The 23898-nt window shown below is 69.1% G+C and carries 21 protein-coding genes; 2 read left to right on the top strand and 19 right to left on the bottom strand.

Annotated features, from left to right (window positions below; genetic code table 11):
• Positions 1 to 168 precede the first annotated feature (168 nt).
• The 19 genes from BLW44_RS00515 to BLW44_RS00605 form a co-directional block, all read right to left on the bottom strand.
• Entirely contained in the window at positions 169 to 1650 is a 1482-nt protein-coding gene (locus BLW44_RS00515) for an aldehyde dehydrogenase (NADP(+)) (RefSeq protein ID WP_217632036.1), read from the bottom strand.
• Entirely contained in the window at positions 1647 to 3146 is a 1500-nt protein-coding gene (locus tag BLW44_RS00520) for an NAD(P)/FAD-dependent oxidoreductase (protein ID WP_060927921.1), read from the bottom strand. The genes BLW44_RS00515 and BLW44_RS00520 overlap by 4 nt, the downstream gene beginning before the upstream one ends.
• Positions 3139 to 3522: a (2Fe-2S)-binding protein gene (locus BLW44_RS18145; RefSeq protein WP_082724600.1), complete on the bottom strand. Its 384-nt coding sequence runs from the start codon at positions 3520 to 3522 to the stop codon at positions 3139 to 3141. Before BLW44_RS18145 ends, BLW44_RS00520 begins: the two co-directional genes overlap by 8 nt.
• Positions 3519 to 4685 (bottom strand): NAD(P)/FAD-dependent oxidoreductase, encoded by a 1167-nt coding sequence (locus BLW44_RS00530; protein ID WP_060927920.1) that lies wholly within the window; start codon positions 4683 to 4685, stop codon positions 3519 to 3521. Before BLW44_RS00530 ends, BLW44_RS18145 begins: the two co-directional genes overlap by 4 nt.
• Positions 4685 to 5389 (bottom strand): GntR family transcriptional regulator, encoded by a 705-nt coding sequence (locus tag BLW44_RS00535; protein WP_139305207.1) that lies wholly within the window; start codon positions 5387 to 5389, stop codon positions 4685 to 4687. Before BLW44_RS00535 ends, BLW44_RS00530 begins: the two co-directional genes overlap by 1 nt.
• Positions 5376 to 6404 carry an ornithine cyclodeaminase family protein gene (locus BLW44_RS00540; protein WP_167347487.1) on the bottom strand — a complete coding sequence of 343 codons (1029 nt, stop codon included), beginning with the start codon at positions 6402 to 6404 and terminating at the stop codon, positions 5376 to 5378. Before BLW44_RS00540 ends, BLW44_RS00535 begins: the two co-directional genes overlap by 14 nt.
• Complete coding sequence (locus BLW44_RS00545) at positions 6401 to 7402, bottom strand: proline racemase family protein (protein WP_060927917.1); 1002 nt, start codon at positions 7400 to 7402, stop codon at positions 6401 to 6403. The genes BLW44_RS00540 and BLW44_RS00545 overlap by 4 nt, the downstream gene beginning before the upstream one ends.
• 13 nt (positions 7403 to 7415) lie before the next feature.
• The gene (locus BLW44_RS00550; protein WP_060927916.1) at positions 7416 to 8324 is read right to left on the bottom strand and encodes a dihydrodipicolinate synthase family protein; all 909 of its coding nucleotides are present in this window, start codon (positions 8322 to 8324) and stop codon (positions 7416 to 7418) included.
• A 109-nt stretch (positions 8325 to 8433) separates the two neighbouring features.
• Positions 8434 to 11316 carry a beta-L-arabinofuranosidase domain-containing protein gene (locus BLW44_RS00555; RefSeq protein WP_245647458.1) on the bottom strand — a complete coding sequence of 961 codons (2883 nt, stop codon included), beginning with the start codon at positions 11314 to 11316 and terminating at the stop codon, positions 8434 to 8436.
• Complete coding sequence (locus BLW44_RS00560; RefSeq protein WP_074731494.1) at positions 11313 to 12770, bottom strand: aminopeptidase P family protein; 1458 nt, start codon at positions 12768 to 12770, stop codon at positions 11313 to 11315. Before BLW44_RS00560 ends, BLW44_RS00555 begins: the two co-directional genes overlap by 4 nt.
• Positions 12767 to 14071 (bottom strand): alpha/beta fold hydrolase, encoded by a 1305-nt coding sequence (locus tag BLW44_RS00565; RefSeq protein ID WP_060927760.1) that lies wholly within the window; start codon positions 14069 to 14071, stop codon positions 12767 to 12769. Before BLW44_RS00565 ends, BLW44_RS00560 begins: the two co-directional genes overlap by 4 nt.
• Positions 14068 to 15015, bottom strand: coding sequence for an ATP-binding cassette domain-containing protein (locus tag BLW44_RS00570; RefSeq protein WP_074731496.1), 948 nt, complete (start codon positions 15013 to 15015; stop codon positions 14068 to 14070). Before BLW44_RS00570 ends, BLW44_RS00565 begins: the two co-directional genes overlap by 4 nt.
• A complete protein-coding gene (locus tag BLW44_RS00575) occupies positions 15012 to 15905 on the bottom strand; it encodes an ABC transporter ATP-binding protein (protein WP_060927759.1) in 894 nt (297 codons plus the stop codon). Before BLW44_RS00575 ends, BLW44_RS00570 begins: the two co-directional genes overlap by 4 nt.
• Entirely contained in the window at positions 15902 to 16900 is a 999-nt protein-coding gene (locus tag BLW44_RS00580; RefSeq protein ID WP_060927758.1) for an ABC transporter permease, read from the bottom strand. The genes BLW44_RS00575 and BLW44_RS00580 overlap by 4 nt, the downstream gene beginning before the upstream one ends.
• Positions 16897 to 17871, bottom strand: coding sequence for an ABC transporter permease (locus BLW44_RS00585; RefSeq protein ID WP_060927757.1), 975 nt, complete (start codon positions 17869 to 17871; stop codon positions 16897 to 16899). Before BLW44_RS00585 ends, BLW44_RS00580 begins: the two co-directional genes overlap by 4 nt.
• Before the next feature lie 2 nt (positions 17872 to 17873).
• Complete coding sequence (locus BLW44_RS00590) at positions 17874 to 19574, bottom strand: ABC transporter substrate-binding protein (RefSeq protein WP_245647446.1); 1701 nt, start codon at positions 19572 to 19574, stop codon at positions 17874 to 17876.
• 259 nt (positions 19575 to 19833) lie between these two features.
• Entirely contained in the window at positions 19834 to 20157 is a 324-nt protein-coding gene (locus BLW44_RS00595) for a hypothetical protein (RefSeq protein ID WP_060927755.1), read from the bottom strand.
• A gap of 190 nt (positions 20158 to 20347) precedes the next feature.
• Positions 20348 to 20986: a TetR/AcrR family transcriptional regulator gene (locus BLW44_RS00600; protein WP_082724587.1), complete on the bottom strand. Its 639-nt coding sequence runs from the start codon at positions 20984 to 20986 to the stop codon at positions 20348 to 20350.
• A gap of 16 nt (positions 20987 to 21002) precedes the next feature.
• Positions 21003 to 21704 (bottom strand): aspartate/glutamate racemase family protein, encoded by a 702-nt coding sequence (locus tag BLW44_RS00605; RefSeq protein WP_060927754.1) that lies wholly within the window; start codon positions 21702 to 21704, stop codon positions 21003 to 21005.
• A gap of 169 nt (positions 21705 to 21873) precedes the next feature.
• Between BLW44_RS00605 and BLW44_RS00610 the strand changes: the two genes are divergently transcribed.
• Positions 21874 to 22437 (top strand): hypothetical protein, encoded by a 564-nt coding sequence (locus BLW44_RS00610; protein ID WP_082724588.1) that lies wholly within the window; start codon positions 21874 to 21876, stop codon positions 22435 to 22437.
• The gene (locus tag BLW44_RS00615; RefSeq protein WP_060927752.1) at positions 22434 to 23882 is read left to right on the top strand and encodes a dihydrolipoyl dehydrogenase family protein; all 1449 of its coding nucleotides are present in this window, start codon (positions 22434 to 22436) and stop codon (positions 23880 to 23882) included. Before BLW44_RS00610 ends, BLW44_RS00615 begins: the two co-directional genes overlap by 4 nt.
• The last annotated feature ends 16 nt before the right edge of the window (positions 23883 to 23898 follow it).

Below are 23898 nucleotides of genomic sequence, written 5' to 3' on the forward strand. Positions count from 1 at the left end.
AAGACGCACCCGAAACCGGGCACGGGCGGGGTGCGGGGTCACAAACGCACCCGAAACGGGCGCCAGCGATGCGAAAGTGACCACCCACCGTGGGCACAAGCGGTGCAGGGCCAGGAACGCAGGGATGCGGAGCGGGGGCCGACCTGAGATCGGCCCCCGCTCCGTGCATCAGGGCTGGATGAGGATGCCATCGACCCGGCGCGCGATGCCGAGAGGGTTCGCCTCTTTGAGGGCATCCGGCAGCAGGCTCTCGGGAACGTTCTGGTAGGCAACGGGCCGCAGGAACCGGGTGATCGCCGCCATTCCCACCGAGGTCGAGCCGACGGCTGTCGTCGCCGGGTACGGGCCGCCGTGCTGCTGCGCCCAGGTCACCGACACTCCGGTGGGCCACTGGTTCCAGAGCACGCGTCCCGCCCGCTCCGACAGCTTGGGAAGAAGGTCGACGGCGATCTCGTCGTCGTCTTCGCCGATGATCGTGGCGGTCAGCTGCCCCTCGAGGCTGTCGGCGATGTCGAGCAGCTCGTTCTCGTCGTCGTAGGTCACCACCAGCGCCGCAGGACCGAACATCTCGCTCATGAGCGTGTGCATCTCGTCGCGCAGAGTCGCGATCGACGTCTCGAGCAGCACGGGAGACGGAGCACCGGCATCCGCATCCGCATCCGCCTCCGACCTCGCACCGGCGGAGAGCGTGCGCACGCCCGCGACTCCCCGGGTCGAGGCGAGCGAGTCGCGGAAGCCGCTCTCGATCCCACCGTTCAGCAGTGCGGATGCGGCCGGGAGCCGCTGGCCCTCGAGCTCCGCGACGATCGACGATCCCGCGGGCACGAACAGCACTCCTGGCTTGGTGCAGAGCTGTCCGGCGCTGCCGGTGACGGAGGCGACGAAGTCGCGGGCGATGCCGGCGGCATCCCTCTCGGCGGCCCGCCGCGTCACGAACGCGGGGTTCGTGCTGCCGAGCTCTCCGTAGAAGGGAATCGGCTCGGGGCGGCTCGACGCGATGTCGAACAGGGCGCGTCCGCCTCGCACCGATCCGGTGAACGCCGCGGCCTTGATGCCGGATGCTCGCAGCGCGCGCACTCCCGCCTCGGTGCCGTGGATCGTCTGGAAGAGGCCTTCGGGCGCCCCGGCCGAGGCGAGGGCATCGATCACGACGGCAGCCGTCGCGTCGGACAGCTCGGGGTGTCCGTGATGCGCCTTGAGCACCACGGCGTTGCCCGCGGCGAGCGCACTCGCGGTGTCTCCCCCTGCGACGGAGAACGCGAAGGGGAAGTTGCTCGCGGCGAAGACGAGCGTCGCGCCGATGGGCTCGAGCTGACGGCGCAGATCGGGGCGTGGGGCGCCCATCGGCCACTCGGCGTCGGCGTGGTCGATGCGGGCGTCGAGCCAGAGGCCCTCGGGCAGCATCTCGGCGAACATGCGCAGCTGGAAGCTCGTGCGACGCAGCTCGCCCCGCAGTCGCGGCTCGGCCAGATGCGTCTCGCGCTGCGCGATCGGGATCAGCTCGTCGGCATGCTGGTCGAGGGCATCCGCCACCGCGACGAGCGCACGGCTGCGCTCGTCGATGCCGGCGCGCTTCCACTGCTCGGATGCGCGCACCGCGCGATCGATGATCTGGTCGACGCTGTCGTCTGACGTGTCGTGCATGGTCATGACTCCTCCTGGTTCGGGTGGTGCGGCACGAGCGCGGCGAGGTCGCCGAGCGACACGGGCACGCCCACCTGTCGATTGGTCAAGGATTCGAGGGCGGGGGCGTCGACGACGCCTCCGGTGCCGGTGGCGACGAGCTTGGAGAGGGCGAATCCGCACACCCGCCCCTGGCAGAGCCCCATGCCGGGGCGGGCGGTGACCCGCACGTCTCTGGCGTCGTCGGCGCGGAGCCCGTCGACCGCGTCGGTCACCTCGGCCGCGGTCACCTCTTCGCAGCGGCAGATGTGGGTCTCGGGGGTCAGCCACTCATTCCACGCGTCGGGAACGGGGCTGGCTCGGTGCATGCCGATCGCGAAGCGCCGCCCCCGACGCAGACGCCGGCGATGCCGTGCCATCCGTCGGGCGTCGGTCGAGACGCCGAGATCCTGTGCGACCGCGGATCCCGCGAGCTCGCCCTCGGCGCACGATGCGATGGCTCCGCCGATGCCGGTGACCTCCCCCGCGGCGAAGACGAGCGGATCGGATGCGCGCAGGTCGTCGTCGACGTCGATCACGAGCGATCCGTCGACATCGATGCGGGTGCGCAGGCCCAGTCCGACGGCCAGCTCGAGCTGCGGGGTGAAGCCCCAGCCGAAGGCGACGAGGTCGGCGGCCACGGTGCGCGTCGAGCCGGGACGCACGCGCCCCTTGCCGTCGACGCGGGCCAGCTCGACCTCGGACGCCCGCCCGGTGCCGCGCACCGCCGTGACGACAGTCCGCGTGCGCAGGGGCACTCGGTGACGCAGGAAGGTGGTGGCGTACTGCACGCCCTCCCACAGCTTGCCCGGCTCCTGCAGCGCACGCAGCGGAGTGGCCGCCCAGCGCGACAGCGCATTGGCGTCGACGACCTCGACCACCTCGACCCCGGCCTCGGCGAGTCCCGCGGCGACCGACAGCAGGAAGGGCCCGGTGCCCGCCACCACGGCGCGACGCCCGGCTCGCACCTGGTTGGCCTTGAGCATCGCCTGCACGCCGCCGGCGGCCATGACCCCGGGCAGCGTCCATCCGGGCACGGGCAGCTGTCGGTCGTAGGCGCCGGTCGCGATCACGAGCCGTCGCGCCCACGTGGTGCGCTCGGCGAGGGGCAGAGCGTCGGCGCCGCTCACTGCGCTGGTGCGCAGCGCCACCCTGTCGTCGAAGCCGTCGGTGCGCCACACCTGGCGTCCGGCGAGATGGCGGATGCGACCTGATGCCACGGATGCCGCGAGCCGGTCGCGCAGGTCGGTGTAGTGGTTCCAGTGGTGGTGGCCGGTGCTCTCGGGCGCGACGAAGGCGTCACGATGACGCTCGTCGGGGTGACGCCAGTACTGTCCGCCGGTCTGGCGCCCCGCGTCGATCAACACGACCTGCAGGCCGTGTTCGGCGGCGACGACCGCCGCGCTCAGCCCCGCGGGGCCGGCGCCGACGACCGCGACGTCGGCGAGAGGCTGATCGGATGCCGGGATGCTCTGCTCAGACATGAGGCTCCTGTGCGCTCGGGCCGGCGGACTGCGTCGACTCGGACGCCTCGGACTGCTCGGACGCCCCGGACGACAGCTCCGACAGCGACAGCGGCTCGTCGGGGTCGGAGCTCTGCACGACCTGCCCCGCGCACGCCTCGACCAGGCAGGCGCGCTGGCTGCGCACGCCGTCGACGGTCACGAGGCAGTCGAAGCACACTCCGATGCCGCAGAAGAGTCCGCGTGGGGCGTGGTCGCGGCGGGTCGTGCGCCACGAGACGATGCCGGCCCCGGCGAGGGCACCGCCGATCGTCTGCCCCGGAGTGAACGGCACCGGTGTGCCGTCGAACTCGATGCCGGTGGCGGGTTCGATGTCGTCTGTGCGCGTGCGGGTCATGCGGCGACGAGTCCTTCGAGTCGTTCGGGGCGGAAGGGAGTCAGGTCGAGGTCGGTCGGCTGCGATCGCAGGGCCTGCGAGAGCAGCTTGCCGGTGCCGACCGAGAGGCCGACGCCCGCGCCCTCGTGCCCGGCGGCGTGCCAGAGCCCTGGCAGTCGAGCATCCTCTCCGATCGCCGGAAGGTGATCGGGGCAGTACGGGCGGAACCCCGAGTACGCGCGCTGCACCCCCACGTCGCGCAGGGCCGGGAACAGCCCCAGCCCGCTCGCGGCGATGCGCGCGACCGCCTCGGCCGAGAACGATCGGTCGAAGCCGACGCGCTCGCGGCTGGCGCCGAGCAGGATCGTGCCGCTCGGGGTCCCCTCGACGACCGGTGAGACCTGCAGACCGGCATCCGAGCTCGCGACATCTCCGACGTACTCGGCGGCGTAGACCTTGTGGTGCACCGTGATCGGCACCGGCTCGGTGACCAGCACGAAACCGCGTCGAGGCAGGACGGGCAGGTGCACTCCGGCGAGCGCCGCGACCTCGCCGCTCCAGGGACCCGCGCAGTTGACCACGGCACCGGCCGAGATGCGGCCGAGAGACGTGTCGACTCCGACCGCGCGGCCGTGGTCGGTGAGGATGCTGTGGACCGAGGTTCTGGTGTGCAGCTCGGCGCCATGCGCGATCGCGAGCTTCAGCAGGTGATGGGTGGCCAGCAGCGGCTGCACCTGCGCGTCGTCGGGGTAGAACGCGCCGCCGACGAGTGCGGGGTTGATGTACGGCTCGACCTCGCGCAGCCCGGCGTTGCCGTCGATCATCTCGGCACGGATGCCCAGCTCGCGCTGGTGCTCGACGAGTGCGGCCAGCCCCGCCATGCTGCCTGCGCTGCCGGCGACGACGAGACCGCCCTTGGATTCGAACTCCCACAGATGCGCGTGCTCGGCGAGATCCTCCCGCCACACGCGCTGCGAATAGAGCGACAGCTCGAGTTCGGGGCCCACCTCTTTGTCGGATACGAGGATGTTGCCTTCGCAGCGACTGCTCGTCCCCGAGGCGATCGACCCGCGCTCGACGACGATGGTGCGGAGCCCGGATGCCGCGGCGAAGTACGCCGTCGCGGCACCGACGACTCCCGCCCCGACGATCACGACGTCGGCGCGTGCTGTCGATCGAGCCACTAGCCGTTCGCCTCCGCGGGGTGGGGCTCGCCCACCGTGTGCCCCGACCAGTCGCCGCGCACGTGCTCGATGTGCGAGAACACGAGGTCGCGCGCCTTCACCGCGTCGCGCGCCTCGATCGCATCCATGATGGTGTGGTGCTCTTTGGCGGAGCTGGTGAGGTGACCCCGCTCATAGAGCTCGGCGAGCCCGAACAGACGGGTCTGCGAACGCAGCGACTGGATGAGCTGGGTGAGCCTGGCGTTGCCCGCATACTGCAGGATCGCGAGGTGGAAGTCGCTGTCGGCGCTGAGGTACTCCACGAGGTCGCCGCGGTCGGCGGCGATGACGATCTCCTCAGCCTTGCCGCGGAGATCGGCGAACGCGGATTCGGGGATCAACGGCGTCGCCTTCTCGACCGCGGGCGGCTCGAGGAAAAGGCGCAGCTCGGTGACCTCGGCCAGGTCGTGCGACGACACCTCGGTCACGCGGAAGCCGCGGTTGGGCATCGCGACGACGAGTCCTTCGCGCACCAGGTCGAGCATCGCCTCGCGGATCGGAGTGGCCGACGTGCCGAACTCCTCGCCCAGGCTCGGCGCCGAATACACGCGGCCCGGCTGCATCTCGCCGCTGATGATCGCCGATCGCAGGGCACGGGTGACCGTGTCCCGAACGCTGGGCTGCTTGCTGAGCCGTACGAGGCTGCGCGTGTCAGTTCCGGACATCTGTGTTCCCCCTCTGAGGCGATGCATCGACGCCGAGCGCCGACTTCAGGATCTGCGCCACCACAGCGAGATCCTCCCAGCTCATTCCGACGCCCGTATAGACAGCGGGTCGAGCCTCACGGCGCACGAACGCACCCGCCACCAACTCTCGCAGATTCGTCACGGACTGCGCACCTGCCTGCCAGTCGGCGAGACCTCGGGCCTGCAGCAGGTTGCCGTTCTCGCGCAAGGCCGATGCCCGCGCCTCGACGACCAGATCGGCATCGTTCACCAGGTCGGCGGCCAGCTCGCGATGCGCGGTGCCGTGCGAGCCGATCGCCGCGACCACGGCGTGATCGCCGACGTCGCCGCGGCTCAGCACCGGGGTGCTCGACGAGGTGGCGGTGATGACGACATCGCAGGCGCGCAGCGCGCCTGCGCCTGCGCTTGCCTCTGCCGCGACTGCCTCTGCCCGGATGCCGTCGGCGCGAAGCCGTTCGACGAGTTCGGCCGTGCGGCTCGGCGTGCGACCCACGATGCTCACCTCGCCCACCGGCATGAGGTCGACGAGCGTGCGCACATGCGCCTCGGCCTGCGGTCCCGAGCCGAGAACCGCGAGAGAGTCGATGCCCTGCCTGGCTCCCCGCGGATCGGCCTGCAGCATCCCCCTGATCGCGACCGCCGTGACCGCGGGCGTGCGCAGAGTGGTGAGGTGGGCGCCCTCGAGGATCGCGAGGGGGCTCAGCGTCTCGGCGTCGAAGACCAGATACCAGGCCTGGATCTTCGGCAGCCCCCGTTCGGTGTTGCGCGGCGCGATGGTGACGACCTTGATGCCCGCGTGCTCGGGCGACTGCGTCGGCATGAGCAGGAATTCGCCGCTGTCGAGCGGGCTGAACAGGCGCGGGGCGTCGGACTCGATGTCGACCCCGTCGCGCAGCGCCTGGGCGATGGCCTCGACCGCACCCCGCCGGTCGATCGCCGCGTCGATCTCGTCGACGCCGATCACGGGAACGGAAGGCACAGGAACCGTCGTCACAGCACGAAACCCTGCGGGAAGGGATCGCTCGGGTCGAGCATGTACTGCGCGGTTCCCGTCACCCAGGCCCGGCCGGTGATGGTCGGGATGACGGCGGGAATGCCGGCGACCTCGGTCGTCTCGACGAGGCGGCCGGTGAAGCTCGTGCCGATGAACGACTCGTTGATGAAGTCCTGGTCGAGCGGCAGCTCGCCGCGGGCGTGCAGCTGCGCCATGCGGGCGCTCGTACCGGTGCCGCACGGCGAGCGGTCGAACCATCCTGGGTAGATCGCCATGGCGTGCCGCGAGTGCAGCGCGGTGGATCCCGGCGCCTTCAGATACACGTGGTGGCACCCGCGGATCGTCGGGTCGACCGGATGCACCGGCTCGCCCTGCGCCTCGATCGCCTGCATGATCGCGAGTCCAGCCGAGAGCAGCTGATCCTTGTGCGCGCGGTCGAACGGCAGACCGATCTGCTCGAGAGAGACGATCGCATAGAAGTTGCCGCCGAAGGCGAGGTCGTACTCGACGGCGCCGAGCCCCGGCACGTCGACGATCTGATCGAGCGCCACGACGAACGAGGGCACGTTGCGCAGCGTGACGCTGTCGGCGTGCCCGTCCGAGACGTGCACCTCGGCGATCACGAGACCCGCAGGCGTGTCGAGACGGATCGTGGTGACCGGCTCGACGATCGGGACCATGCCCGTCTCGACGAGCACGGTCGCCACTCCGATCGTGCCGTGCCCGCACATGGGCAGGCATCCGGACACCTCTATGTAGAGCACGCCGAAGTCGGCATCCGGTCGCGTCGGCGGCTGCAGGATCGCTCCGCTCATGGCGCTGTGACCGCGGGGCTCGTTCATGAGCAGCAGACGAAGGTCATCGCTGTTGGCCATGAACCACTGCCGGCGCTCCTCCATGGTCGATCCCGGCATCACTCCGACGCCGCCGACGATCACGCGCGTCGGCATCCCCTCGGTATGGGAGTCGACGGCGTGGAAGATGCGTTGTGCTCGCATGGGTGTCTCCGGATCAGCGGTAGCCCTTGGCCAGAACGGCCTCGGTGTCGGCGATGATACGCGTGCGCACCTCGTCGGGAAGCGGCAGGCGGGGCGGGCGCGTCGTGATGCCTGCGGGGGCGACACCGGCGACCTCCTGCGAGAGCTTGATCGCCTGCACGAACCAGGTCTTCGAGTCCCAGCGCAGCAACGGGTGCAGGTCGCGGTACATCTCGTGCGCCTTGGCCCAGCTGGCGGGGTCGCCCGAGGTCGACAGGTTGTAGAGCTCGACGGTCGATGCCGGGATGGCGTTGGGGTAGCCGGCGACCCAGCCGACGGCGCCGTTGATGCCGAGCTCGAGCACGACGTCGTCGGAGCCGATCGAGATGTCGAGGCCCGGTGCGAGCTCGCGGATCGCGTAGGCGTTGCGCACGTCGCCCGAGAACTCCTTGACCGAGACGATGAGTCCCTCGTCGAACAGGCGCGCGAGCAGCTCGGGGCGCAGGTCGATCTTGGTGTCGATGGGGTTGTTGTACGCGAGGATCGGCAGGCCCACGGCGGCGACGCGACGGTAGTGGTCGACGACCTCGTCGTCGCTCGCCCGGTAGGCGTTCGGGGGAAGCAGCATCACGGCCGGCGCGCCGTGCTCGGCGGCGTGCTCGGTGAAGCGCACGCTCTCCATCGCGCCGTATGCACCCACTCCAGGGATCACGGCGACGCCCTCGGGCGACGCCTCGACGGCGGTGAGGTAGACCTGCTTGCGCTCCTCTTCGGTGAGCGTCTGGTACTCACCGAGCGAGCCGTTGGGGATGATGCCCGTCACGCCGTTGTCGGTGGTGAAGCGGATGTGCTCGGCATACGCGTCGTAGTTGACGGAGAGATCGGGATTGATCGGCAGGGTCGTGGCGAGGTTGACGCCGTGCCACGGCTTCTTTTCGGTCATGAGTCAGAACTCCTGTGCTGTCGGCGCCCCTCGGCACCAGAGTAGATGATGAGTACAATTGCAATGTTAGTCGGCGAAGCCGATCCTGTCCATGACCCGCCGGCATCCGTCACGAGACGTCTCCGCGAGCAGGCAGAATCAGCCGCTGACGGGGCTCTTCGTTGCCCGCCCTGTCGGTGGCCGCGAACTCGATGACCTGCTCGTCGTCGGAGAGCGCACGCACGAAGGCTTCCTGGAACGTCGCCCAGAACGTGCCTGGCCCCTCCCATTGGATGCGCTCGACACCCGACACCTCGTCGGTGGCGGTCAGCGTGATCTCGACGCTGGATCCGAGCCGCCGCACGGTCGCCTTCGAGACCGGTGCTCCCGTGTCGACAGCGATGTCGCGGGCTGCGTGACCCACAGCGCCCGAGGTATCGGTCGCCCGCGCCCGCACGCGATGCTCGCCGTCGCCCGGCAGCGGGAACGGCGCCGTGTACGGCATCCACTCCCCGTCGCCCAGCGACACCTCGACGTTCAGGCCGCCGACTCCCGAGAGGTCGTCGGCGGTCACGGCGATCGTGGGAACTTCGGTGAACCAGCCCGACGGAGCGGGCAGCATTCCGGTGGTGATCGCGACCGAGGGCGCGATCGGCGCATCGGCGAGTGCGCGGGGCACGAGCCACTCGACCAGGCGGATGCCTTCGGCGTCGGCGCTCTCGCGCCAGGTCACGGCCTGCGTCGCGGTCGCGGAGCCTGTCTCAACCTCGGCGTCGGCGTCGGTCTCGATGACCGTGCCGCCCGGATGCCGACCGAGGCCGTCGACGTCGGCCGTGGCCGCCGCGCGGAGCACCTCGACGAGCTCCCCGTGCGAGAGCAGTCCGTCGCGGCGGGCGGCGGACGCCGTCTGGCCGACGCGGTCGAGGAAGTCGGCCCGGGTCACGGGGGCGGGTTCGCGCCAGATGTCGTCGAGCAGTGAGGTGCCGTCGTGGCGCACACGCACCGGCACGCCGGTCTCGGCGCCGACGAATCCGATCTCGGCTCCGGATGCCCGCACGTACATGTGGTACCGCTCATCGCTGCCGGTCCAGACGGGTTCGAACCGCACTCCGGCGATGTGCACGGCGCCCTCGGATCGCAGAGCGGCCTCGACCGCCTCCGCCGCATCGGCGCCCCGAATGGAGCTGCTGCCGTCGGCGCGCACCGAGCCGTCGAGCCGGCGTCGCTGGGCGAGCGCGAGGTCGAGGGTGGTGGTCGCATCCGACCGGGCGACCAGTACCGACGGGCCGAACTCGATCGACTGCAGCGCGGGGTCGTCTGGCGTGGGCACGGCGCGCAGCGCGGCGCGGCTCTCGATGCGCAGCACCTCGCCGGCCGACCACGGCCGCCGCACGACCAGGTATCCGTCGTCGACCGGAGCGGTGATCGTCTCGGTCGTCCCGCCTGCCGTCTCGCTTCTCACACTGAGCGTCGGCGTCTCGACGGCCCAGTCCGGCACACGGATGCGCAGGGTCAGCGTGGCGCCGTCGATGAAGTCGTCGCCGTCGACGCGCAGCTCGGTGAGGCCGCCGAGCGGCTGCGTGCTCTGCATCCGCACCGTCGCGCGCTGCTCTCGCCAGTCGAGCGTCGCCGGCGTGAACAGGTTGACCCACAGCTCCGCATCCGCATCCGCATCCGCATCCGCATGCACCGACGTGAAGAAGATCGTGTCCTGGTATTTGACGTGGTTCTCGAGCCCCGTGCCCCCGCAGCAGGTGCCGATGTTGTCGTATTCGGCGACCGTGCCCGGGTTCACGGGGAACATGTAGGCGACCTCGGGACTCGTGTCGGAGTCGACGTCTCGTCGCGAGGCGAGGATGTGGTTCAGCACTCCCCGCTCGTAGTACGCCATGAACCGCGCATCGCGGGTGAGGGCGAACAGGTGCCGCGCGATCTTGAGCAGGTTGTAGGTGGCGCAGGTCTCAGCGTTGCGGTGTCCGATATCGCCCGCGACCGTGCCGGGAGGTCCCCAGAGCTCGCTCTCGCCCGTGCCGCCGTGTGCGAACGTGCGACCGGGCACGATCTGGTCCCACAGGCCCAGCACCGCGTCGAGGTATCGGCGCTCGCCCGTCAGGTCGTACTCGTGCAGGTAGCCGATCAGCTGCGGCAGATGCTGGTTGGCGTGCATGTCGGTGAGCACGTCGCGACGGTCGACGCCGGCCGCGATCAGGTCGTCCTGGTCGAAGAGCCGCGCGACCTCGAGGAAGAGCGGCTCGTCGGCGACGACGCTCAGCCGCGCCATCGTCTCGTTCATGCCGCCGTACTCGCCGGCGATGTACAGCGACCACATGCGCTGGTTGCGCTCGTGGTCGAGCCGGGTCAGGCGGTGGGCGACCCAGTGCCCCATCGACACCGCGATGTCGCGCGCCTCGACGCTGCCCGCCAGCTCGTAGGCGTCGAGCAGCCCGGCCATGATCTTGTGGGTCGTGTAATACGGCGCCCAGATCTCGCCGTAGGGCGCGAAGTGCTCGAGGCGCGAGAACTGCCACTCGCCATAGGCGGCGAGAAAACCGGGGTGCGAGTAGCGGCCGGTCGCGGCGAGCGCGCGCTGCACCTCGCCGAGCCCGGCGACGAACTCGTCGACCTTGGCGCGCAGCGCCTCGTCGCGCTCCCCTGCGTAGGCGAGCGAGAGCATCGACAGGAAATGACCGGCATAGTGGCCGCGCAGCAGGTTGGCCGTCTGCGCGTTCTCACGACCCGGGTAGTCGTGCTCGCCCCACGCCTGCTCGCGCGGGTGACCGAAGTCTTCCCAGTTGCCGGGAGCCAGAGCGCCCCGGGTGTCGAGTCCGGCGTTCGCGCGGAAGACCGCGAGCAGCCGATCGACCGGATACACGCGGGCGAGGTGCAGCATCTGGTTCTTCGCACGCGCGAAGACGCTGTCGTCGCCGATCTGCACGCGATCGAGCGGGAAGGGCCGCAGCTGAGCCGACGAGAGGATGCCGGAGGCTGACATCGTCGTCTCGCGCGCGGTCATCGTGCCTCACTCTGTGTCGCTGTCCACTGCCGCCGGGTCCACTCCTCGATGCCCGCGGCATCGATGGGGAGCGCGTCGGAGAGCACGTCGGATCCGGTCGGCGTGACGAGGATGTCGTCTTCGAGTCGCACGCCGATGCCGCGCAGCTCGGGCGGCAGGGTCAGGTCGTGGGCGTGGAAGTAGAGGCCCGGCTCGACCGTCATCACGACGCCCGGCTCGAGGTCGGCACCCATGTAGTCCTCGTAGTGCGCCTGACTGCAGTCGTGCACGTCGAGGCCGAGGTGGTGGCCGATGCCGCATGCGAGGTACCGGCGATGCTGCTGCCCCTCGGGTGACAGCGCCTCGTCGACCGACACCGGCAGCAGGCCCCAGTCGTGCAGCCCCTGCGCGACGACCTGCATCGAGGCGAAGTGGAAGTCGAGGTAGGGCGTGCCGGGGCGGATCTGCGCGAGGCCCGCGCGGTGCGCCTTCTCGACCAGGTCGTGCACCTCGCGCTGCGCCGCGCTGAACGTGCCCTCGGCGGGCACCGTGCGCGTGACGTCGGCGGTGTAGAGCGAGCGGGCCTCGACGCCCATGTCGAGCAGCAGCGCCTGGTCGGGGTGGATCGGGCCGTCGCAGCGCACCCAGTGCAGGATCGGCGCGTGCGAGCCCGAGCCGACGATCGTCGAATACCCGGGTCCGTTGCCGTGCGTGCGGGCATGCCGGTCGAACGTGCCCTGCAGCCAGCGCTCGCCCAGGCCGTCGGCGATGGCGCGCGGGATCTCGGCGGCCACGGCGGCGAAGCCCGAGACCGTCGCGTCGATCGCGAGCCGCAGCTGACCGATCTCCCACTCGTCCTTGATCATGCGCAGGCGTGACAGCGTGCGTTCGAGGTCGGCAGAGATCTCGAGGTCGTGCGCGGCGGCGAGCGCGGAGGCCGAACGGGCGGCGAGCGCACCGCGCAGGTCGGCGGCGCGGGCGGGAAGCGCCTCGATCGGCTCGACCGCGACTTGCAGCTCGTCGGCCCATTCCGCAAGGCCCGCCGAGGGACCGACCCACAGTTCGCCGTGCAGCGCGTTGCTGAAGAAGCCGTCGTCGCCGGGGCGGAACGGGGCAGGCATGTAGAGCACGGCGTCGTGGCCGCCGGGGCGCGCCCACATCACGAGGGTGGCGTCTTCGGTCTGGCATCCGGTCGCCCACACGAAGCTGCTGTCGGCACGGAAGCCGTACGACGAGTCGTCGTTGCGCACCGGGGCGATGCCCGAGCTCAGCACCAGGGTCTGACCGGGCATCGCTGCGCTCAGTCGCTCGCGGTGCGCGGCGGAGGCCTGCGCGGTGCCGACCGGCAGGTCGGGGCGCGTGGGCACGTCGTCCCAGCCCTGCGCGATGAACTCGCGGAAGGCGGGGATCTGCGCCAGTTTGGGGTAGCGGGTTCCCGCATAGGGCGGGCGTGCTCCGGTGGTCGTGTCGCTCATGCGCGCTCTCCTCCGCGGTCTCTGACGAGTTCTCTCAGGCGCGTCAGCGTGCGGCCCGATCCGATCCCGTCGTGTTCGTATTCGTTGGTCACCCAGTACTGCGAGTTGCCGACGCCCTTCAGCGTCTCGAGCTGCAGTCCGGCGTCGACGTACATGTCGTCGAAGTAGACGACCGCGGCCACCGGCACCTCGTTGCTCTGCAGAGCTGCGCGGTCGTAGAGCGGCGACCAGTCGGTCTTGGCGGCGAGCTGGTCGACCGCGGTGCGGAAGCCGCGCAGCAGTCGCACCTCGTCGAACATCCACGAGAACGCCATCTCGCCGGTGAACAGCAGCGGCCGGCGGGTCTCGTCGAACTGCGCACGCTGCTCGCGCTCGGCCTGCGCCGCCCACGCGGTCGGGCCGCTGTGCTCGTCGCCGTAGATGGATTCCTGCAGCGTCCAGAACAGCGGGTTGCCGGCGCTCGACGACAGGGTCATCACGTCCTGCAGGAACGCCGGCGACAGCCGATCGTTCTCGATGAAGGCCTTCTCGACGAGCCAGTGCAGGCGCTCGAAACCGGGCTTCATGCCGAAGTCGATGCCGAGGGACTGCCAGCGGCGCACCGTCAGCACGTCGCCGTCGGGGAGGCGCACGTCACCCGCAGCCAGCCGATCGGCGATGCGCGCGACCGCGGCCTCGTCGTCGGGATAGCGGCGGTAGAACTCGGCCGTCTTGGCCTCGACGCGGTCGAACGTGCGGCGGTAGACCTCGCTCGCGCGGGGCGGCATGCCTGGCACCCCGCCGCACACATAGCTCGCCGTCAGGCCCTCGGGCGCGAACGACAGATACGTCATGGTGATCCAGCCGCCGAAGCTCTGCGCGAGAGTCGCCCAGCGGCGGCCGTCATAGAGAGAGGTGCGGACGTGCTCGAGGTCGCGCACGATCGAGTCGGCACGGAAGCACGCGAGGAACTCGCCTCCCGTGTCGCCGCGCTCGGCGACGATCTCGGCATCCACCGGGGTGCTGCCGCCGGTGCCGCGCTGATCGACGAGCACCACGCGGTAGTCGCGCAGCGCCTCGTCGATCCAGCCGTCACGGCCGAGCGGACGCGGGTTCGCACCGCCCGGGCCGCCCTGCAGGTAGGTCAGCAACGGGCGCTCGGCGGTGTCGGATGCCGGGTCGACCAGCTCGCGCACGAACAGCTCGATGGTCTCGCCGTCGGGGGTGTGCCAGTCGAGCGGCACCGTGGTGCGGTACTCACGCACCCGGATGCCGGGCAGCATGTACTGCGCGGTCGGCGTACGGGTCGCCTCGGCGGTCATCGGCTCTCCTCCGTGCTCGACGCGGCGGCGACAGCATCCGGTGCAGTGTCAGCACCCGACGTGCCGGCATCCGACGCGGCATCCGGGTTCCGGCCCGCTCGCGCGGCCTCGGCCTTCTTGCGCTTGCGGTCCCACTCGGGGTTGATGCGCGGAACCGCCTGCAGCAGCGTCCTGGTGTATTCGTGCTCGGGGCGCTCGAAGATCTCGTCGCGCATGCCCGTCTCGACGATCGCGCCCTGCGACATCACGGCGACCCGGGTGGCGATCTGACGCACCACGGCCAGGTCGTGCGCGATGAAGAGGTAGCCGAAGCCCTCGTCGGACTGCAGGTCGCGCAGCAGGTTGATGACCTGCGCCTGCACCGAGACGTCGAGGGCCGAGACCGCTTCGTCGCAGATGACGAGCTTGGGCCGCACCGCCAGCGCCCTGGCGATGCCGATGCGCTGTGCCTGCCCGCCCGAGAACTGCGAGGCGTAGCGCTCGGAGTGCATCGGGTCGAGGCCGACGCGCTCCATGAGCTCGCGGGTGAACGCGCGTGCGCCGCCCGGGATCTTGCGCCCCTGATAGACCAGCGGCGCCGTCACCAGGCGTTCGACCGTGTGCTTCGGGTTCAGCGACGAGTACGGGTCCTGGAAGATCACCTGCACCGCGCCGCGGAACTCGCGCAGCTCCGAGCCCTTCGCACGGGTCACATCGGCGCCCTCGAACTCGAGTTTGCCGCTGGTGGCATCCATCAGTCGGGCGACGAGTCGTGCGGTGGTCGACTTGCCTGATCCCGACTCGCCCACCACGGCGAGCGTCTCACCGCGGTGCACCTCGAGAGAGACGTTGTCGACGGCTCGGAAGGTCTTCGACTTTCCGAGCACACCGGCAGAGCCCGTGGCGAACTCCTTGACCAGATCCGTGCCGCGGAACAGGGGCGTCTGAGTGTTCGGCGCGTTCATCGTGCGCTCCTCCCGTCGTTCGGCACAGTGATCTCGGTCGTGCGCAGCACGCCGATCTCGTCGTCGATGCGCGGCACCGCGTCGAGCAGGCGGCGGGTGTAGTCGGCCTGCGGGTCGCTGAAGACCTGCTCGACGTCGCCGCGCTCGACGGTCTCGCCCGCGCGCATGACGACGATCTGGTCGGTGACCTCGCTCACGACCGCGAGGTCGTGGGTGATGAGGATGAGGCCAGCGCCTGTCTCGCCGCGGATCTCGTCGAGCAGGTCGAGGATCTGCGCCTGCACCGTCACGTCGAGCGCGGTGGTCGGCTCGTCGGCGATGATCAGGTCGGGTTCCATGCTCAGCGCCATCGCGATCATGATGCGCTGGCGCATGCCGCCCGAGAACTGGTGCGGGTAGTGGTCGACGCGGCGGGCGGCGTCGCGGATGTGCACCCGCTCCATCGCCTCGATCGCGACCGCCCGAGCCTGCTTGCGCGAGACGCCGCTGCGGTGCGACAGATACGCCTCGGCGATCTGCGTGCCGACCTTGTAATAGGGGTTCAGCGACGACAGCGGGTCTTGGAAGATCATCGCGATGCGGTCGCCGCGCACGCGACGCTTCTCTCGCTCGGGCATGCCGAGCAGTTCGGCGCCGTCGAACATCACCGACCCCGTGGCCGTGCCACCCTTGGGCAGCAGGCCCATGATCGCCAGGCTCGTCATCGACTTGCCCGATCCCGATTCGCCGACGATGCCGAGCGCGCCGCCTCGCGGCACGTCGAACTCGAGGTTCTTCACGACGCTGACAGGGCCCTGGGCCGTGCGGAACGAGACGGTGAGGTCTCGCACCGACAGCAGGGGCGCCGCATCCGGCATCCTGCCCTCCGTGCTGTTCTCGGTGCCGCTCATGCGGTGGCCCCCGTTCTGACGCGCGGATCGATCGCGGTGTACAGCAGGTCGACCACCATGTTGCCGATGATCACGAAGAACGCCGACAGCAGGGTGACGGCCATGATGACGGGCTGGTCGTTGGCGGTGATCGAGTCGGCGGTGAGCTTGCCGACGCCGTTCAGGCCGAAGACCGTCTCGGTGATCACGGCGCCGCCGAGCAGGCCCGCGACATCCATCCCGAAGATCGTGACGATCGGGGTCAGCGCCGGGCGCAGCGCGTGGCGCCGCCAGACGAGACCCGGCTGCAGACCCTTCGCCCGCGCGGTGCGCACGAAGTTCTCCTGCAGGGTGTCGATCACGTTGGCGCGGGTGAGGCGCGTGTAGACCGCGGCATAGCCGACCGCCAGGACGATCCACGGGAGGATGAAGTTGAGGAACCACTGCACCGGATCGTCCGAGAACTTCACGGCCTGCGGGAACGGCAGCCAGCCGAGCGCCACCACGAAGATGAACTGCAGCGCCAGGGCGAGCACGTAGTTCGGGATCGACATCGAGCCGAGCGTGAGGCCCGCGAAGAAGCGATCGAGGAACTTGCCCTCCTTGACCGCGCTGAGCACACCGGCGAGGACGCCACCGAGCAGCCAGAGGATCGCCGCGCCGATCGCGATGGTCGCGGTGATGGGCAGCCGCTGCACGATCATGTCGCCCACGAGCTGGCTGGTCTGGAACGAGTAGCCCAGGCACGGAGCCGCGCACTCGACCGCAGCACCGGCGACCATGAAGGTGCGGCCGGTGAACAGCCCGCCGACGTAGCCCCAGAACTGGGTCCAGAACGGCTGGTCGAGGCCGAGGTTGAGACGGATCTGCTCGATGCGCTCGGGCGTGCAGTTCTTGCCGCAGATCTGCACGGCGGGGTCTGCCGAGAGCAGGAAGAAGATCGCATAGGTGAACAGCGTCACCAGGAACAGCACGACGAGCATGCCGAGCAGACGTGAGCCGACGATGCGGATCATGAGCGGGCCTCCCCACTGGTGGCGATGGTGCGGATGCGGTCACCCAGGGTCGTGAACGACAGCACCAGGAGGAAGAGGAACGCGCCGGGGATCACGAAGTACATCGGGTCGACCGCGTACCAGGGAGTCGCGGCGGCGATCATCTGACCCCAGCTGGGAGTCGGCGGAACCACGCCGACGCCGAGGAACGAGAGTCCCGCCTCGGTGCCGATGTAGCCCGGCACCGCGAGGGTCGCCATGACGATGATCGTGGATTGCAGGTTGGGCAGGATCTCGCGGAAGATGATGCGCACGCTGGTCGCTCCGGATGCCTTGGCGGCTTCGACGAACTCGCGCTCCTTGAGCGAGAGCGTCTGCGAGCGCACGATGCGGGCGAGGTAGGGCCAGCCGAACAGCGAGATCACGACCACGAGCAGGAAGACGCGGTTGTCGGCGGGGAGGGCCGAGAGGATCGCGATCATGAAGATGAGGGCGGGGAACGCCATCAGGAACTCCATGACGCGGGAGATCACGAGGTCGATGAGTCCGCCGAAGTAGCCGGCGAGCAGGCCCATCACGACGCCGATCACCGTGGTGAGCAGTGTCGCCGAGAGCGCGACCGTCATCGAGACGCGTGCACCGTAGGCGATGCGGGCGAAGATGTCGCGACCGCTCCCGGGCTCGACGCCGAACCAGTGCTCGGCGCTGATGCCGCCGAAGGGTCCGATCGGGATGGCGCCGAGGTTCGGGTCGATGGCCGACTGGTCGAACTGGTAGGGACCCCATCCGCTCAGCATCGTCAGCAGCGGCGCGAAGATCGCCATCAGGATGATGAGCAGGATGTAGGCGCTGGAGAGCATGGCTCCCCAGTCGGTCAGGAACGCGCGAAGCAGCCGCCGGCCAGAGGCCGGGGGTGACTCCAGTGTCGTTTCGAAACTGGAGTCACCCGCCGGCGTGGCTTCGGACTCGAGCGATGTCGAGCTGAAGGTCATGCTCAGCCCTTCGAGGGGTCCTTGAGACCGATGATCGTCAGGTCCGTCAGGTTGGTGCTCGGGTAGTAGCCGGCGATGTTCTCACCCGGCAGGAAGATGCCCTTGCTGAACACGAGCGGCGCGATGGGCGAGAGGCCCATGATCTGCTCGTCGAGGTCGCCCCACGCGGTCTTCGCCTCGTCGACGTCGGTCATCGCGGTGATCTCGTCGATGCGGTCGTTGATGGCCGGATCGTTGATCTGGGCGAGGTTGGAGTTGCCCTTCTCGAAGATGTTCCGACCGTCGAACAGCGGCGGGATGATCGTGCTGGCGCTCGAGGCCCAGTCCGGGCACCAGCCGGTGATCGCGGCGTCGTGCTGCTGCGAGGGGGTGCCGATCGTCTCGTAGTAGATCGAGGTGTCGATCACGTTGAGGTTGACCGTGACGCCGAGCGGCTCGAGAGCCTGCTGGATAGCCTCGGCCTGACCCTGCATGAGCGGCTGCGAGCGGATGTCGAGCGTGAACTCGAAGCCGTCGGAGAGACCGGCCTCGTCGAGCAGCTCCTGAGCCTTCTCGGTGTCGCCCTTGTCGCCCTCGGACTCCCACAGGTTGAAGTCCTTGAAGCTCGAGACCACCGGCGGGATGATCGTGTACGCCGGGTCGGCGAGCTGCGTGCCGCCCGAGGCGTTGACCAGGGCGGAGCGGTCGATGGCCCAGTTGATCGCGTCGCGCACCTTGGCGTCGTCGAACGGCGCCTTGGTGGTGTTCATCGACATGTAGGTGGTGCAGAAGGCATCCGCGGTGATCGCGCGATCCTTGAGCTGCGGGGTCTGCAGACGCGGCAGGGTGGCCGCGCTGACGGTGCCGGCGATCGCGTTCTGGTCGTCGCTCTGACCGGCGATCATGCGCTCGTCGATCGTGGCCGCGTCGATGCCGATCTCGAACTCCCAGCTGTCGGGGTAGGCCTTGCGCACGTCATCGGTCGATTCGTCCCAGTACTCGTTGCGCTCGAGCACGATCGAGCTGCCGGGGGTGTACTCGGCCAGCGTGTAGGGACCCGAGGCGATCACGTCTTTGATGAACTCGTCGCCGGCGCCGGTGCCCTCGGGGAACGGCACGGCGTTGGGCTGCGCGAGCACGTTGTCGAACTCGGGGAACGGCTTCTTCAGGTGGAAGACGATCGTCTTGTCGTCGGGCGTCTCGATCGTGGGCAGGTCGCCCGAGACGTAGGGGCCCTGGTAGTCGGCGGGAGCGTCGATCACCTGACGCAGGTAGGGCGAGCCGATGCCGACCTGGGGGTCCCACGAGCGCGAGATGCCGAACTTCATGGCCTCGGAGGTGATGGGGGTGCCGTCGTCGAAGAAGATGTCGTCCTTGAGCGTGTAGGTCCACGTCAGGCCGTCTTCCGACGCCTCACCGAGCTTCTCGGCCAGGTCGGGAACGATCTTGTTCGGGTCCTCGGCGTCGCCGGCTGCCTGCATGGTGAGGCCGCGGTAGATGAGGCGGTAGAACGCGTTGACGCCGCCGTCGAACCCACGGGAGGGATCGAGGTACGAGAAGTCGGCGTTCTGGAGCATGTGCACGGTGCCGCCCTTCTCGGGCGTGCCACCCGTGCCGGGCTGGGAGGCGTCGGGTGCGCCTCCGCCGGCAGAGCAGCCGGTGATGAGCAGAGCGGATGCGGCAGCCGCGGCGATGAATGCGGGGAGCCTCTTAGATGCGGTCACGAGACCAGACCTTTCTGTCGATTGCGCCATTGCGAATGGTTTCCATAGAACCCCATGACAGTGCAATGTACAACTGTACTGGTCAGACTTTTCTAGCCGAGGAAGCGACAGATCCGTGATCTCGTAACAAGATCGTCACTCGACGTGGTGACGCTCGTGGCGGTGCTTTTCAGATTTGACCAGCGATATCTTGCGTTTCGAGTGGTCAGGCGCTCGAGAGGAGACGTCCGACCGCACAGCGAGAACGATGAGGCGTGTGTCAGTCGATCGCGGCTTGGATCTGCTCCGCCAGCTTCTCGACGGCCTTGCGGTTCTTCTTGCCGTCGAGCAGCGCCGGCGGACGGTTGTGGTGCACGTCGAGCGACAGGTGCACGTCGGAACCGGATGCCGCGGGCGTGGTGATCGCGCGGCCGAGGAGCTCCCAGTTCAGCAGCGTCTTGCGGGTCTGGAAGTCGATCTGCGTGCCGTCGGGGCTCTGACCGATCACCTTCGCCTTGTTCTCGGCGAGGACGCGCTGCACCGCCGCGGCGGTCGTGGCGGCATCCGCGTTCGAGTGGAAAGTGGTGGTCGCTTCAGATGACATCGTGATCCCTCCAGGTCATGGTGTGTGTCGCCACCCTAGCGAAGCGCGCCTCGATGGGCGGAGACCTCCCCGATGGGCGGATGCTTCCGCGACGACGATCCGCCCAAGACGGAGAAGTCCGCCCGACACGGAGGACGCAAACCAACCAGCACTCGCCCCTCCATCGCAGGGGGACCGCACGCGGCCCGCCTCAGCGCCCGCCGTCGTCGCCAGGGCCGAGGATGGAGAGAAAACCCGCTTCCAGCGAGTCCGCCACCGCGGCGGAGTCGCCGAGATAGCCATTGACCATCGCGCCGTCGCGGAGAATCATGAGCTGCTGCGCCACCGATTCCACGTCGCTCGCTCCAGCCTGTGCGGCGATCTCGGCGAAGAACTCGAGGATCCAGGCGCGGTGCACGTCCACGGCGACCCGAACCGGGTCCTGCGTGTCGGGATACTCCGCCGCGGCGTTGATGAACGCACACCCGCGGAACCCCGGACTGCAGCTCGCCGCCCCGATGCCGGCAGCGATCGCGCGTGCCGTCTCGAGCGGGTCACCATCGTGAACGGTGCTCCTGATCCACCCCTGCTCGGCAGCCGACTGCTGCTGCAGGTAGGCGACCACGAGGTCGCTCTTCGTGCGGAAGTGCCGATAGAAGGTGACCTTGGTGAGACCGACCTGCTCGATGATCCGGTCGGCGCTCGTCGCGCGGATGCCGTGGTTGTAGAACAGCTCGTTGGCAGCGTCGAGAATCCGCTGCCGAGTCTGGGAACCGCCAGAGGCCTTCGCCACAGGGGCGGTCTTCTCGTCGTGCACTTCGGGCTCCGGTCGGGATGGGTCAGGTCGCATCAGCGCTTCCAGGATTTCATGGTTTCCCGCCCACTCCCGCGGCGGCGAGCGCGGCATCGACGTGGATCGCCGTCGTCGGGAAGACGGGGACCGTCGCATCCGCCGAGGAGACCAGCAGCTCGATCTCGGTGCAGCCGAGAATGACGCCTTCAGCGCCCTGAGACACGAGGTCCTCGATCACCTCGCGATAGAACGCCCGCGATTCGGGGCGGATGATGCCGTGCACCAGCTCGTCGTAGATGACCGTATGCACCCCGGCACGCTGTTCGGCGTTCGGGACGAGCACCTCGATCCCCTGGGTCTCGAGCCGTTCACGGTAGAAGGGCTTCTCCATCGTGAACGCCGTGCCCAGCAGTCCCACGGTGCGGACGCCGGCGTCGAGCACCGCCGCGGCCGTGGTGTCGGCGATGTGGAGGAACGGGATGCCGATCGCGTCTTCGATCCGAGCGGCGACGAGGTGCATCGTGTTGGTGCACAGCACGATGAGGTCTGCGCCTGCACGCTCGAGACCGCGGGCATGATCCGCGAGCAGTGCTCCCGCAGAATCCCAGTCGCCTCGGGCCTGCAGTTCTTCCACCTCGGCGAAGTCCAGCGAATCCAGGAGGATGCGCGCGGAATGGTGTCCACCCAGCTGATCTCGCACACGTTCGTTCGCCAGTCGGTACCACTCGAGCGAGGACTCCCAGCTCATCCCGCCGAGAACGCCGACCGTCTTCATGAGCGTCCCTCGACGCGAGCGTGGGTCGGAGAAGAAGCGGAGCGCATGCACCGAATGTACCTCCCTGGGTTGAGGATGCCGCTTGCGTTCAAGACGAAGGCGGGCTAGCGTCCATGTAGACGTACTAGTAACTCTACCAGTCTGAACCTCACCGAAAGAAATGTCGAGCATGTCTCTCACCACTTCCGCACCCGCCCTGGGCGCCGCATTGCGCCGCCTGTACTTCGTCCGCTTCGGCTTCACCGTGATCTGGGCAGCCCTGCTGTTCTTGACCGGCGGAGCTGCTGGCCCCTTCCTCACGATCCTGTTGATCGTGTACCCGCTGTTCGACGCAGTATCCGTGTACTGGCAGATCCGCTCCGAAGGTGACGGCCGTAGCGCGAAGGTCTCCGAATGGATCAACGTCATCGTCAGCGTGCTCGTGGCGATCGCCCTGGGCTGGGCGTCGACGGTGTCGGCATCCACTGCGCTGACCGTCTGGGGCGTGTGGGCGATCGCCGCAGGCCTTCCCCAGCTGATCACCGCCATCCGCAACCGTCGCACCGGCGGCCAGGTGCCGCAGATGCTCTCCGGCGGCATCTCCCTCTTCGCCGGCGGAGCATTCGTCGCGCAGGGCCTTCAGGGCAGCGGGATGATCGTGGGAGTGGCGGGCTACGCACTTCTGGGCGCGATCTTCTTCCTGGTCTCCGCCATCCGCCTGTCCATCGTGCTGCGCAAGAAGGTCGCAGCATGACCGCGCACGCCATTGCACACGACGTCACCGCACACGACACCCCGGCGTACGACTACGGCCTGATCGTCATCGGCGGCGGACCGGTCGGCGAGAACGTCGCCGACTATGCGACCAAGCGCGGCGTCCGCGTCGCGATCGTCGAGTCCGAGCTCGTGGGAGGCGAGTGCTCCTACTGGGCATGCATGCCCTCGAAGACCCTCCTGCGCAGCGGACACGCGATCCGTGCTGCGCGCCGCCTGGCGGGAGCGCGAGAGGCGGTCTCCGATCACCTCGATGCCGCCGCCGTGCTCGCTCGGCGCACGTCGTTCACGGACGACTGGAAGGACGACGGTCAGGTCTCCTGGCTCGACTCCGCCGGGATCGATCTGATCCGCGGGCACGGCCACATCACCGGCACCGGACAGGTCACCGTCGGCGATCGCGTCTACACGGCCAAGGCCGTCGCCATCGCGACCGGCTCCGTTCCTGTGCTACCTCCGATTGCCGGGCTCGCCGAGGCCGCACCGTGGGGCACCAGGGAGGCCACCTCGGCCGACCGCGTTCCTCCCCGGCTCGCGATCATCGGCGGCGGCGTCGCCGGCACCGAACTCGCCTTCGCGTTCTCGTCCCTCGGCTCGCAGGTCACACTGCTCTCCCGGGGCCGCCTGCTCGAGCGCGAAGAGCCGTTCGTGGGCGAGTACGTGGCCGCTGCGCTGATCGCCGAAGGCGTGACAGTCGACACCGCAGCAAGCCCCACCAGGGTCCACCGCGATGCAGACGGCACCGTCACGATCACGCTCGGCGATGGCACCACCGTCAGCGCGGACGAGCTCCTCGTATCGACGGGGCGACGGCCGGCCACCGACGACCTCGGTCTCGAAGCGCTGGGACTGGACGTCAGCCGCGGAATCTCCGTCGACGACACCATGCTCGTGGACGGCACCGATTGGCTGTACGCCGTCGGCGACGTGAACGGTCGTGCACTGCTCACCCATCAGGGCAAGTACCAGGCACGCGCCGCGGGCGAGGCGATCGCGGCTCGACTCGACGGATCGCCCGTCGCGACCGAGAAGTGGGGTCAGCACGTCGCCACGGCCGACCACTCCGCGGTGCCGCGCGTCGTGTTCACCGACCCCGAGGTCGCCGCTGTCGGACTCACCGAGGAAGGCGCCACGCAGAAGCAGCTCAACTACCGGGCGGTGGAATACGACCTCGGCTGGGTCGGCGGAGCAAAGCTCCATGCCGACGGGTACACCGGGCGGGCGAAGCTCATCGTCGACGAGGACCGGCAGGTGATCGTCGGCGCCACGTTCGTCGGGCAGGACGTCGCCGAGCTCGTGCACGCGGCGACCATCGCGATTGTCGGAGAGGTGCCGATGGAGCGGCTCTGGCACGCGATTCCCGCGTATCCGACCATCAGCGAGGTCTGGCTCCGGCTCCTCGAGACCTACGGCCGACCGGCCTGACCGCACGTTCCCATCA

The sequence above is a fragment of the Microbacterium hydrocarbonoxydans genome (assembly GCF_900105205.1).
In the GTDB taxonomy this organism is placed as follows: domain Bacteria; phylum Actinomycetota; class Actinomycetes; order Actinomycetales; family Microbacteriaceae; genus Microbacterium; species Microbacterium hydrocarbonoxydans.

Excerpts from the sequence above, each read along its gene's own strand:
- BLW44_RS00515 (WP_217632036.1), bottom strand. The coding sequence starts at position 1,650 with ATGACCATGCACGACACGTCAGACGACAGCGTCGACCAGATCATCGAT.
- BLW44_RS00520 (WP_060927921.1), bottom strand. The coding sequence starts at position 3,146 with ATGTCTGAGCAGAGCATCCCGGCATCCGATCAGCCTCTCGCCGACGTC.
- BLW44_RS18145 (WP_082724600.1), bottom strand. The coding sequence starts at position 3,522 with ATGACCCGCACGCGCACAGACGACATCGAACCCGCCACCGGCATCGAG.
- BLW44_RS00535 (WP_139305207.1), bottom strand. The coding sequence starts at position 5,389 with ATGTCCGGAACTGACACGCGCAGCCTCGTACGGCTCAGCAAGCAGCCC.
- BLW44_RS00545 (WP_060927917.1), bottom strand. The coding sequence starts at position 7,402 with ATGCGAGCACAACGCATCTTCCACGCCGTCGACTCCCATACCGAGGGG.
- BLW44_RS00550 (WP_060927916.1), bottom strand. The coding sequence starts at position 8,324 with ATGACCGAAAAGAAGCCGTGGCACGGCGTCAACCTCGCCACGACCCTG.
- BLW44_RS00555 (WP_245647458.1), bottom strand. The coding sequence starts at position 11,316 with ATGACCGCGCGCGAGACGACGATGTCAGCCTCCGGCATCCTCTCGTCG.
- BLW44_RS00560 (WP_074731494.1), bottom strand. The coding sequence starts at position 12,770 with ATGAGCGACACGACCACCGGAGCACGCCCGCCCTATGCGGGAACCCGC.
- BLW44_RS00565 (WP_060927760.1), bottom strand. The coding sequence starts at position 14,071 with ATGACCGCCGAGGCGACCCGTACGCCGACCGCGCAGTACATGCTGCCC.
- BLW44_RS00570 (WP_074731496.1), bottom strand. The coding sequence starts at position 15,015 with ATGAACGCGCCGAACACTCAGACGCCCCTGTTCCGCGGCACGGATCTG.
- BLW44_RS00575 (WP_060927759.1), bottom strand. The coding sequence starts at position 15,905 with ATGAGCGGCACCGAGAACAGCACGGAGGGCAGGATGCCGGATGCGGCG.
- BLW44_RS00580 (WP_060927758.1), bottom strand. The coding sequence starts at position 16,900 with ATGATCCGCATCGTCGGCTCACGTCTGCTCGGCATGCTCGTCGTGCTG.
- BLW44_RS00585 (WP_060927757.1), bottom strand. The coding sequence starts at position 17,871 with ATGACCTTCAGCTCGACATCGCTCGAGTCCGAAGCCACGCCGGCGGGT.
- BLW44_RS00595 (WP_060927755.1), bottom strand. The coding sequence starts at position 20,157 with ATGTCATCTGAAGCGACCACCACTTTCCACTCGAACGCGGATGCCGCC.
- BLW44_RS00600 (WP_082724587.1), bottom strand. The coding sequence starts at position 20,986 with ATGCGACCTGACCCATCCCGACCGGAGCCCGAAGTGCACGACGAGAAG.
- BLW44_RS00605 (WP_060927754.1), bottom strand. The coding sequence starts at position 21,704 with ATGAAGACGGTCGGCGTTCTCGGCGGGATGAGCTGGGAGTCCTCGCTC.
- BLW44_RS00610 (WP_082724588.1), top strand. The coding sequence starts at position 21,874 with ATGTCTCTCACCACTTCCGCACCCGCCCTGGGCGCCGCATTGCGCCGC.
- BLW44_RS00615 (WP_060927752.1), top strand. The coding sequence starts at position 22,434 with ATGACCGCGCACGCCATTGCACACGACGTCACCGCACACGACACCCCG.